Annotated in this window: 10 protein-coding genes; 6 read left to right on the top strand and 4 right to left on the bottom strand. The window is 67.5% G+C overall.

All coding sequences use genetic code 11. The features are described from left to right. Nucleotides 1-397 precede the first annotated feature (397 nt). From BJQ90_RS17930 to BJQ90_RS17915, 4 genes are all read left to right on the top strand, one after another. Nucleotides 398-862, top strand: a complete 465-nt coding sequence (locus BJQ90_RS17930) for a MarR family winged helix-turn-helix transcriptional regulator (protein ID WP_226761564.1) — start codon at nt 398-400, stop codon at nt 860-862. 145 nt (nt 863-1007) lie between these two features. Continuing rightward, nucleotides 1008-1394, top strand: a complete 387-nt coding sequence (locus BJQ90_RS17925; protein ID WP_226761563.1) for a hypothetical protein — start codon at nt 1008-1010, stop codon at nt 1392-1394. A 100-nt stretch (nt 1395-1494) separates the two neighbouring features. Then, entirely contained in the window at nt 1495-2649 is a 1155-nt protein-coding gene (locus BJQ90_RS17920) for an NAD(P)-dependent alcohol dehydrogenase (RefSeq protein WP_226761562.1), read from the top strand. After that, nucleotides 2646-3074: an HIT family protein gene (locus tag BJQ90_RS17915; RefSeq protein WP_226761561.1), complete on the top strand. Its 429-nt coding sequence runs from the start codon at nt 2646-2648 to the stop codon at nt 3072-3074. The genes BJQ90_RS17920 and BJQ90_RS17915 overlap by 4 nt, the downstream gene beginning before the upstream one ends. A gap of 63 nt (nt 3075-3137) precedes the next feature. Here BJQ90_RS17915 and hrpA read toward each other — a convergent pair whose 3' ends face one another. Continuing rightward, nucleotides 3138-7187 (bottom strand): ATP-dependent RNA helicase HrpA, encoded by a 4050-nt coding sequence (hrpA, locus tag BJQ90_RS17910; RefSeq protein ID WP_226761560.1) that lies wholly within the window; start codon nt 7185-7187, stop codon nt 3138-3140. Nucleotides 7188-7320: 133 nt separating this feature from the next. Continuing rightward, nucleotides 7321-7488 (bottom strand): hypothetical protein, encoded by a 168-nt coding sequence (locus BJQ90_RS17905; protein WP_226761559.1) that lies wholly within the window; start codon nt 7486-7488, stop codon nt 7321-7323. A 93-nt stretch (nt 7489-7581) separates the two neighbouring features. Between BJQ90_RS17905 and BJQ90_RS17900 the strand changes: the two genes are divergently transcribed. After that, complete coding sequence (locus tag BJQ90_RS17900) at nt 7582-8550, top strand: GlxA family transcriptional regulator (RefSeq protein WP_226761558.1); 969 nt, start codon at nt 7582-7584, stop codon at nt 8548-8550. Here the strand turns inward: BJQ90_RS17900 and BJQ90_RS17895 are convergent. Then, a complete protein-coding gene (locus tag BJQ90_RS17895) occupies nt 8547-8834 on the bottom strand; it encodes a protealysin inhibitor emfourin (protein ID WP_226761557.1) in 288 nt (95 codons plus the stop codon). The genes BJQ90_RS17900 and BJQ90_RS17895 overlap by 4 nt on opposite strands. Nucleotides 8835-8877: 43 nt before the next feature. After that, complete coding sequence (locus tag BJQ90_RS17890; RefSeq protein ID WP_226761556.1) at nt 8878-9936, bottom strand: M4 family metallopeptidase; 1059 nt, start codon at nt 9934-9936, stop codon at nt 8878-8880. A gap of 113 nt (nt 9937-10049) precedes the next feature. Here BJQ90_RS17890 and BJQ90_RS17885 point away from each other — a divergent pair. Continuing rightward, the coding region (locus tag BJQ90_RS17885; protein ID WP_226761555.1) for a cation diffusion facilitator family transporter at nt 10050-10985 on the top strand (936 nt) is incomplete at its 3' end.

The raw sequence follows: 10985 nt of genomic DNA, 5'->3' as shown, positions 1-10985 counted from the left end.
CCATCACCGGCGGGCCGGACGGCAGCGAGGGAGCGGGCCACCTCCGTGACCATCACACCAACTGCCGCTTCCGGAACCACATCGGGCCCCTGCTTGCCGTCCATGGAATCAGACTATCGGGCACCTGCGACAGTTAAACCCGGGTTAAACCCCGGTCGATCCGCCGCAGACATCCGCACGAAATGCCCTGTCCAGTTTCCCCGCAGCGGCCCCCCGTGAAGCACCGCCGGGACGGAACCCAAAGCCCGGCATGGCTGCCGGTAAACGCAACGCGGGGTCACCTAGCGCCCATAATCCGCCGCCGGATGGGCCGGACGTGACCCCGCGTTGCTGTGGTGGTCCAGGCGTGTTGCCCACCTTGACAACAAAAGCGCATTTTAGTTAACTGCTTAACAATATGGATAACACCGAACAGCACGACATCGTCGAGAGTGCTGCCTTCAAGCTGCACCGCGCGACGGCGCTGGTGGACCGCCTCGCGGACCGCTACCTTCAGGAACACCACGGGATTCGCTATTCGGCTTTCCTGGTCCTGCTCACCATCGGCACCGTGGGCCAGCTGACGCAACGACAAATCGCAGACAAGCTTGACGTGTCGCGGGCGTCCATCACCCAGCGGCTCGGGCGGCTCCTCGACGATGATCTGGTCACGGCGCGGCCCCACCCGGACGATGCCCGGGCGAACACAATCTCGTTGTCCCGGAATGGCACGGAGCTGCTGGAACGCGCCTGGCGTGGCCTCGAAACCCATCAAGACGGAGTTGATCAGGGAGTAGACGTAACAGCATTGGTTCAACAGCTCGACCGGATTATCGACAATGCCCTCCGGGTACTCAACGCCGACGCGGAGGAACGGCCATGACTCGGCGTGTCACGAGAACTCCAGCGGCGGCTGCCCCGTCGATCCCCTGTCCTCCCTGCGTGAAATTCATCCCCACGGGCGAACCCCAGATGCCCGACCATTGGAACCGGGATTGCCCGGCGCCGGACACAAGATTGGTTGCCTCATGGCTTCAGTTCAGCTTGCCGCAATAGTCGCCTGCGCCATCTTGGCCGGTCTGGGCCTCTTTCAGGCCGCCCTGATCGGCGGGGCGCCGCTTGGGAGAATGGCGTGGGGCGGACAGCACGATGTCCTCCCGGCCAGACTCCGGATCGGAAGCGCGGTATCCGTTGCCCTCTACACGCTTTTTGCGTATACGGCGCTGGCCAGAGCCCAGATGGCTCCGCCGGCGGTCAATGAAACCGCCACCGCGGTCTTCGCATGGGTGCTGGCGGGGTACTTTACCCTGGGCGCGGTGATGAATGGGATCTCGCGCAGCAAGCCGGAACGCCTCGTCATGACCCCCGTCGCACTGGTCCTCGCAGTCCTGTATCTCGTCCTCTCGCTCGGCTGACGTCCAGGAGATTCCGCCAGGGGACCGTAGTGGCCAGCGCGCCCCCGGCCGCCCGCGCCCGAATTGGCATAGCGGCCGCACCCGGGGGTAGCGTCGGACCATGACACCCGGACGCCCCGTACCGCCGCCCCTCGCCAAGCCGCTTCCCGATCTGACCACGGGCACCCCGACGCCGGGCCCGCGCCATGCCGCCGCCTACGGTGCGACAGCGAGCGACAGCGGCCTTGTTCCCCTGACGGTGGCACGCCGCGCCCCGAAGGAAGACGACGTCGAGATCGCCATCGAATTCTGCGGGCTTTGCCACTCCGACGTCCACGCCACCCGCGGCGAATGGGGAAACCAGAACTATCCGCTCGTCCCCGGCCACGAAATCGTGGGCCGGGTCAGCCGCGTCGGATCTGCCGTCGACGACTTCACCATCGGCGAGCTGGTCGGCGTCGGCTGCCTGGTCGATTCCTGCCGCGAATGCGACAGCTGCCTCGATGGCCTGGAGCAGTACTGCGAGAACGGCATGACCGGGACCTACGGCTCGAAGGACCGCCGGAACGGGGATGCCACCACGCAGGGCGGCTACGCCAGCTCCATCGTCGTGGACCGCCGTTACGTCCTGCACGTCCCGGAAAGCCTCGACCCCGCCGCGGCCGCGCCGCTGCTGTGCGCCGGCGTCACCACGTACTCCCCGCTGCGCCACTTCGACGTCGAAGAGGGGGACGTCGTCGGCGTCGTCGGACTGGGCGGCCTGGGCCACATGGCCGTGAAGCTCGCCAAGGCGATGGGCGCCGAAGTGAAGGTCTTCACCACCTCGGAGTCCAAGATCGCCGCAGCCCGGGAACTCGGCGCCGACGACGTCATCCTGTCCCGCGACGAGGCCGCGATGGACGCGGCGAACCGCAGCATCGACGTCATCATCGACACCGTCGCCGCGCCCCACGACCTCAACCCGTACTTCCGCACCCTGCGCGTTGACGGGGCACTCTTCCAGCTCGGCCTGCCCTCGGAGGACATGCCGCCGGTGAACCCCGGAGCGTTGATCCGGCGGCGGATCGCGTACGCCGGGTCACTGATCGGCAGCATCGCCGAGACGCAGGAGATGCTGGACTTCTGCGCCGAGCACGGCGTCACGTCCGAGGTTGAGGTGGTCCGCGCCGACCAGCTCAACGAGGCCTACGACCGCATGGTGGCAGGAGAAGTGAAGTACCGTTTTGTCCTGGACACCAGTACCCTCGGAACACCCTCGGAAAGGGCAGACGCATGAGCACTCTCTTCACCAGGATCATCAACGGCGAGATCCCCGGCCGCTTCGTCTGGCGCGAGGACGACGTTGTGGCGTTCCTGACGGTGGGTCCGCTCGCCGACGGCCACACCCTCGTGGTGCCGACCGAGGAAGTGGACCGCTGGACCGATGCATCCCCCGAGCTGCTGGCCCGCGTCATGCAGGTGGCCCAGAAGATCGGCGCCGTCCAGGTGGGGGTGTTCGGCGCGGCACGCGCCGGCCTCATAGTGGCCGGCTACGAGATCAACCACCTGCATGTCCACGTGTGGCCGTCCAACACCATGGCGGACTTCGACTTCGGGTCGGTGGACCAGAACCCCGATCCCGCGCGGCTGGACGCCAACGCCGGGAAGCTCCGCGAAGGTCTCCGGAAAGCCGGACACGCGGCGCACGTTCCGGATGCCTGAAACGGCTCGGCCGTCACCATTCGCTGACCCAGCTGGCGCGGGTCTGACTGTCCTGACCGGTTGTCAGACCGGCGCCAGCGCCTTATTGAGCACCGCGCGGATCCGCTTCTCGGAGACCGAATAGGCGGTGCCGAGTTCGACGGCGAAGAGGCTCACCCGGAGCTCCTCAATCATCCAGCGGACCTGGGTTAACTCGGCTCCGGCCCGCCGGCCCGGGAGCAGCGCCGAGACGGCGTCGTCGTAGTCGTCCTCCAGGGCCTGGACCGCGGCCATGTGCTGGGCATCCCGCTGGACGTTGGTGGGGAGTTTCTCCAGGCGTTTCTCGATCGCCGCGAGGTAGCGCGGCAGCTGGCTCAGCTGGCTGTAGCCCGTGCGTGCCACAAAGCCGGGGAACACCAGTTGCTCCAGCTGGCTCTTGATGTCATTCAGTGCGCTGATCAGGGCCAGGCTCGTGGTGCCCTTGAGTGCCTTCTCGATCCGCCGGGTGCTCGCCAGGATGCGCTCCACGACGGCGGTGACGGTGAAGACAGTGTCGATCAACTCGGCGCGGACCTTCTCGTACAGTGCGTTGAAGGACGCCTCGTCCCACGGCAGCTCGGCGGGGGTGAGCTTGTCGATGGCGGCCAGCGCGCAGTCGGCGATCAGCGCCGTGACGGAGCCGTGCGGGTTCTGGCTGAACGTCAGCTTCTCGATATTGTTCAGGTGCTCCAGGACGTAGCGGTCCGGGGGCGGCACCTTCAGTGCGAGCAGGCGGATGACGCCGCCGCGCATGGCCTGTTCCTGTTCGGAGCTGGTCTGGAAGAGCCTCAGGGCGACGGAACTGCCTGCATCCACGAGCGCAGGGTAGCCGGTGACAGTATGCCCCTTCACCGTGCCCTGGACCTGGCGCTGGACCGTCCCGAAGGACCATGAATTCAGCCCGGCCTGCTCGGCGAAACCGGTCGAAGCGCCGGAGACTGCGGAAGCCGCGGTCCCGGGAGCCGCGAGGGCGGCCCGTGCTGCCGACTTGCCGTTGAACCTGCCGCCCGCCACCGCGCCGGACCTGCCCTTGCCCTGGGGTGCCGTCGTCGCGGGCGTGGCGCCCAGTGACTCGGCGATCGCCCGCCGGGTGGCCGGTGCCAGCCGTTCCTGCAGCACCCCGAGGTCCTTGCCCTCGTCCAGGACCTTCCCCTGGGAATCCACGACGCGAAAGCTGACCCGCAGGTGCGGCGGGACGGCGTCCCAGTTCCAGGAATGCGGCGGGATGACCTGGCCGCGGATCCGGCGCAGGACCAGTTCCAGTGAGGCTTCCAGCTCGTCCGTGGCCGGATCGAAGTCCGCCTCGAGGGCCGCGACGGCCTGCCGGGCAACGTCCGGGGCCGGCACGAAGTTCTTGCGCACCTGCTTGGGCAGGGACTTGATCAGGGCAGTGACCAGCTCCACCCGCTGGCCCGGAATGAGCCAGCGGAACGCCGCGTCGTCGAGCTGGTTCAGGAACAGCACGGGCACCTCGGCGGTGACGCCGTCGGACGGGTTGGGCGGCGACCCGGGGGCCACCGGGTGGAACTCGTAGCTCAGCGGCAGCTCAAAGCCCCTGTGCAGCAGGGTCTTCGGGTAGGCCGAGTCGTCCAGGGCATCGGCGTCTTCGCTGATCAGCAGCGCCTGGTCGAAGTCGAGCAGCGCGGGGTCCTGCTGCCGGGCCTCCTTCCACCACTTGTCGAAGTGCCGCTCGGACACGACGTCCTTGCCGAGCCTGGCGTCGTAGAACTCGAAGAGCGTCTCGTCGTCCACCAGGATGTCACGGCGCCGCATCCGCGCCTCCAGCTCCTCGACTTCAAGGAGCAGCGCCCGGTTGCGGTGGAAGAACTTGTGGTGGGTCTGCCAGTCGCCCTCGACCAGGGCGTGACGGATGAACAGCTCCCGGCAGAGCTCCGGGTCCACCTTGCCGTAGTTGATCCGGCGGCTCGGAATGATGGGCACGCCGTACAGCGTGACCTTCTCATGGGCCATCACCGAGCCCATCTTCTTGGACCAGTGCGGTTCGCTGTAGCTGCGCTTGACCAGGTCCGGCGCCACCTGCTCGACCCAGAGCGGATCGAATTTCGCCGCCACCCGGGCCCACAGCCGGCTCGTCTCCACGAGCTCCGCGGCCATGACAAAGGTGGGGGACTTCTTGAACAGGGCCGAGCCCGGGAAGATCGCGAAGCGGCTGCCGCGGGCGCCGGCATACTCGCGCTTGCGCTCATCGAGGATGCCCACGTGGCTCAGCAGGCCCGAGAGCAGGCTGATGTGGATACCCTCGTGGTTGCCCACCGGATCGGCCAGGCGCTTGTTGTCCAGGCTGATGCCGAGCGGCCGGGCCAGCTGGCGCAGCTGCGCGAAGAGGTCCTGCCACTCGCGGACGCGCAGGTAGTTGATGAACTCGGCACGGCAGAGCCGGCGGAAAGCTGTGGAGGAGAGCTCCTGCTGCTTCTCCTGGAGGTAGTTCCAAAGGTTCAGGAAGCCGGTGAAGTCCGAGTTCTCGTCGCGGAAGCGGGCGTGCTTCTCCGCGGCGAGCTGCTGCTTGTCGGTCGGGCGTTCGCGCGGGTCCTGGATGGTGAGCGCCGCGGCGAGGATCATGACCTCGCGGACGCAGCCGCGCTTGCCGGATTCGACGATCATCCGGCCGAGCCGCGGGTCCACGGGCAGCTGGGCGAGCTGCTGGCCGACGGCGGTCAGCCCGCCGCCGTCTCTTCCGGCTGCACCGCCGGCAGGCCGGCGCCCGGTGCGGCCGTCGCCGTCGCCCGTCTGCTCCGGCGGACGCGCGGCACTCAAGGCACCCAGCTCGCGGAGCAGGGTGACGCCGTCGTTGATGGCCCGGGTGTCCGGCGGCTCCACAAACGGGAAGTTCGCCACATCCTTCGGGCCCCGGGCCACTCCCATCGCGGTCATCTGCAGGATGACCGCGGCGAGGTTGGTGCGCAGGATCTCGGGATCGGTGAACGGCGGCCGGGACTGAAAATCCTCCGCCGAGTACAGCCGGATCGCGATGCCGTCGGAGACGCGGCCGCAGCGGCCCGAGCGCTGGTTCGCGGAGGCCTGGGAGACGCGCTCGATCGGCAGGCGCTGGACCTTGGTGCGGTGCGAGTAGCGGGAGATGCGCGCGGTGCCGGTGTCAATGACGTACTTGATGCCGGGCACCGTCAGGGAGGTCTCCGCGACGTTGGTGGCGAGCACGATCCGGCGCTTGCTGCCCGGGTGGAAGACCTTGTGCTGTTCCTGCAGGCTCAGCCGGGCGAAGAGCGGGAGCACCTCGGTGCCGGCCAGCTTCCGGTTGGACTGGATCCTGCCGTTGAGGGCCTCGGCGGCGTCGCGAATCTCACGCTCGCCGGAGAAGAAGATCAGGATGTCCCCGGGAGCCTCCTGTGCGAGTTCGTCGACGGCGTCGCAGACGGCGTCCAGGGGATCGCGGTCCTCCTCCAGCTCGTCGTCGGAGGCCGCAGCTGCAACGTCGTCGGCGCTGTCACCGGCGGCCCCGCCGGCCGGCTGGGACAGCGGGCGGTAGCGGATCTCGACCGGATAGGTGCGTCCGGAGACCTCGATGATCGGCGACGGCTCTTCCTCGCTGCCGAAGTGCCTGGCGAAGCGCTGCGGATCGATGGTGGCGGAGGTGATGATGATCTTCAGGTCCGGCCGCTGCGGCAGGATCCGTTTGAGGTAGCCGAGGATGAAGTCGATGTTGAGGCTGCGCTCATGCGCCTCGTCGATGATGATCGCGTTGTACCTGCGCAGCAGCTTGTCCCGCCGGATTTCCGCCAGCAGGATGCCGTCGGTCATGAGCTTGACCTTGGTGTTGCGGCCCACCTCCCCGGTGAAGCGGACCTGGAAGCCGACTTCCTGGCCGATCTCGACGCCGAGTTCCTCCGCGATGCGTTCTGCGACCGTGCGGGCGGCCAGCCGGCGCGGCTGCGTGTGTCCGATCAGCCCGTTCTCGCCGAGGCCGAGTTCCAGGCACATCTTTGGAATCTGGGTCGTCTTACCGGAACCGGTCTCGCCGGCGATGATGGTCACCTGGTTGGCCGCGATGGCGGCCATCAGGTCCTCGCGGCGCTCGGAGACCGGCAGCTCGGCGGGGTAGGAGATATGCAGTGTCATGGCTGCACTCAGTCTACTGGGAACTGTCCCGGGGCTGTTTCTTCGGACATAAGGGTGCCCGGTCCCTGTCGGGACCGGGCACCGGGTGGCGGGGGACGGGTGGCGGTGAAGTGTGGACTGTCTTTGGCGGGGATTAGAAGATCCGCAAGGTGTAGCTGGTGCTGGGGAGGTCCCGGGCCATCCAGTACTCTTCCGAGCGGACCGGCGGGTTGTGGCCGAGCCCGTCCTTGCGGAGGGCTGCGACGGTGGCTGCGAGGCCGACGACGACGAGGACGATAAGGGCGATTCCAAGGAGTTCCATACCTCCATGGTTCTCCGGTGGCGGACCCAAAAGAAGTGGCAGAAATGCCCAAAAAGCTATAGTTTCTGCCACTGTTTCTGACAGAATGGAGTCATGATCAAATCAGTGGCAATGATCGTGGTGCCCAACTTCTCAATCTTTGAGTTCGGCACCGCGTTTGAGGTCTTTGGTGTGGACAGGTCAGACCGGGGGACCGGTGTGTCGGCCTTCGATTTCCGGGTCTGCACCCCGGCACCGGGTGACGTGCCGATGAAGTCCGGGCTGTCCATGCACGTGGGGCTCGGACTCGACGCAGCGGCGGACGCGGACCTGGTCATCATGACTCCCTACGGCCGGGACGAGGATGTCCCCGAATCAGTCCTCGAGGCGCTGCGGGCCGCGCACGCCCGCGGGGCATGGGTCATGTCCATCTGTTCGGGCGCCTTCGCCCTGGCCCGGGCCGGGCTGCTCGACGGCCGCCGCTGCACGACGCACTGGCACTTTTCCCAGGAGCTCGCCAGCCGGTATCCCGATGCCTTGGTGGATGAAAACGTCCTCTACGTCGAGGACGGCCGGATCATTACGAGCGCCGGGACGGCCGCCGGCATCGATGCCTGCCTGCACCTGGTCCGGGTGGAATTCGGCGCCGCCGTGGCGGCAGCCATCGCCCGCGACATGGTGGTTCCGCCGCACCGCGACGGCGGCCAGGCCCAGTTCATCGACCGGCCGATCCCGCCCTGCGGTTCGGAACCCATGGAGGAACTCCTGCAGTGGATGGTGCGGCACCTGGGGGAGGACCACCCCGTCAACGAGCTCGCCGCGCGCGTCCACATGTCGCCCCGGACCTTCGCCAGGCGCTTCCGCTCCGAGACGGGCGCGACCCCGGCGGCCTGGCTCAACTCCCAGCGCGTGCTGCGGGCCCAGGAACTGCTCGAGACCACGGACCTCAACATCGACGAAATCGCCCGCGAGTCCGGTTTTGGCCACTCGGTGCTGTTGCGGCACCATTTCGCCAAGGTGCTGGACACCAGCCCGCAGTCCTACCGCCGCACCTTCCGCGGACACCTGGCCGCCGCAGTCTAGGGCGGCGGCTCGGCTGCCTCCTTGGCCTTCTCGACCAGATCCCGCCACGGTCCGGTGACGGCCTGCTCGGGCAGGGTGGCGCGGTGCTGTCCGGCGCGGATGTTGTATAGGAACCGGTCGGGCTGCCCGCCGGCGGCGCCCCGGCCGGTCGAGGGGACGGCGTCCCACGGGCACGCCTCAATCAGGGGCTGCCAGAAGTCCGTATCCTCCGGCGGCGTGGGCTGCACGGTCCACGTCCGCTTCATGCCGGCAACGCCGCCGCTGCGCTGGACGGTGATCTTCATGAGACTGCGATCTTCATGGGTCTCGGATCTTCATGAGCTTGGCCTAGCGCCGCGCTCCCGGGAACTTTACCTTCACAGTTTCCCACGCGGACCGCACGGCGTCATGCTCTTTGGAATCCGCCCCGAAAAGCTCCCCGGCGGCCGCGGCCGTGCCCTTGGCGAACGCCCCGAACGTGGCGGTCGGGGACAGGGTGCCCCCCGTCAGCGTCTCGTACCAGATCCGCCCCGGCGCGTCCCACGCATTGCCGCCGAGAGCCGTGGCGACCAGGCAGAACGCCCGGTTGGGGATGCCGGAGTTGAGGTGTACCCCGCCGTTGTCGGCGCTCGTGTGCACATAGCCGTCCATGGAGTCCGGCTGCGGGTCCTTGCCGAGCACGTCGTCGTCGTACGCCGTCCCCGGAGCCTTCATGGAACGCAGAGCGGTCCCCTGGACCTGGTCCGTGAAGAGGCCCTCGCCGATCAGCCAGCTGGCCTGCGCCGCCGTCTGCTGCCGGACAAACTGCTCAACGAGCGCCCCGAACACATCGGACATCGATTCGTTCAGCGCGCCGGCCTGGTTGCGGTAGACCAGCGCTGCCGAATACTGGGTGACGCCGTGGGCCAGCTCGTGGCCGATCACGCTCAGTGACTTCGTGAACCGCTGGAAGACCTGGCCGTCGCCGTCACCGAAGACCATCTGCTGGCCATCCCAGAATGCGTTGTCGTACAGGCGGCCGTAATGCACCGTGGCATCGAGGTGGAGGCCGTTGCCGTCGATCGAGTTCCGGCCGAACGCCTCGGCGTAGAGGCGGTGGGTGTGCCCCAGCCCGTCGTAGGCCTCATCGGCGGCGGGATCTCCGGTGGGTGGTTCCCCTTCCTTGCGGACCACACTGCCGGGGAGTTGCTCGGTGAACTTGGCGTCGTACACCGTCCGCTCCGGCGGGGACGGCTTGAGTTCCCGCATGCCGGGATGGCTGCCTGGACCGGGCTGGGCCCGGGACGCATGGAAGGCCGGAACGTGCCGCAGGGCTTGCTTCGCCGCGCGGGCCGCCTCGGAGAGCTCCGGTTCGCGCTGGGCTGCCAGGCGACGGAGCAGGTACGGAGGGATGATGGAACAGTGCATGTGAGACCCCTTTGCTTCTGCCGATGTGGACAGCCTACGAGGGGGCGCCGACAATTGGCAGGGGCGGAAAGCAGGAAGCACAGCGGATGCTGCCCATTGGATACGGTAGGCCAATGGCGCACACCAAGAAGCGAAAAGAATCCAGCTCGACCCTGCTGACGGTCATCATCGCCTTTGTCGCGAATATCCTCGTCGCTGCCGCGAAGTCCGTGGCCGCGGTCCTCACCGGATCAGCCTCAATGACGGCAGAGGCAGCGCACTCCTGGGCGGACACCGGAAATCAGGTGTTCTTGTTCTTCGCGGAACGGCGATCGGTCAAGCCGCGGGACAAGAGCCATCCCATGGGCTACGGCCGGGAAGCCTACGTCTGGTCGATGTTTGCGGCATTCGGGCTCTTCACCGCTGGCGCCGTGGTGTCCATCATGCACGGCATCCAGCAGATCATCGCGCCGGAGCCTGCGGCCGACTTCGAGGTGGCCTACCTGGTCCTGGCCGTGGCCTTCGTCTTTGAGGGCATCTCCTTCATCCAGGCCTTCCGCCAGACCAGGAAGGCGGCGCACGAGCTCGAACGCCACACCTTGGAGCAGGTCCTGATCAGCTCAGATCCCACCCTGCGCGCCGTCTTTGCGGAGGACGCCGCGGCGCTGGTCGGCCTGGTCGTGGCCTTTGCGGGCGTGTTCCTGCATCAGGTCACGGGTTCGCCGCTGCCGGATGCGGTGGGGTCGATCGTCGTCGGCGTGCTGCTGGCTGTCGTCGCCGTCGTACTGATCGACCGCAACCGGCGGTTCCTGGTGGGCCAGGGCGTGACCCCGGACATCGAACGCTCCATGGCTCTTCGGGTGCTGGAGCACCCGGACATTGCCCGGCTCACCTACCTGCACCTGGAGTTTGTCGGCCCACGCAAGTTGTACCTCGTCGCGGCGGTGGACCTGCAGGGGGACCACCCGGAGCACGAAGTGGCTGTGACCCTGCGACGGATAGAACGCGAGCTGGAAGACCGCGAAACCGTGGAGGAAGCCGTGCTGACCCTGGCAACCCCGGACGAACCC

The sequence above is a fragment of the Arthrobacter sp. SO3 genome (assembly GCF_020532825.1).
Lineage (GTDB): Bacteria > Actinomycetota > Actinomycetes > Actinomycetales > Micrococcaceae > Arthrobacter.
This window is presented reverse-complemented; position numbering and strand designations above follow the sequence as displayed.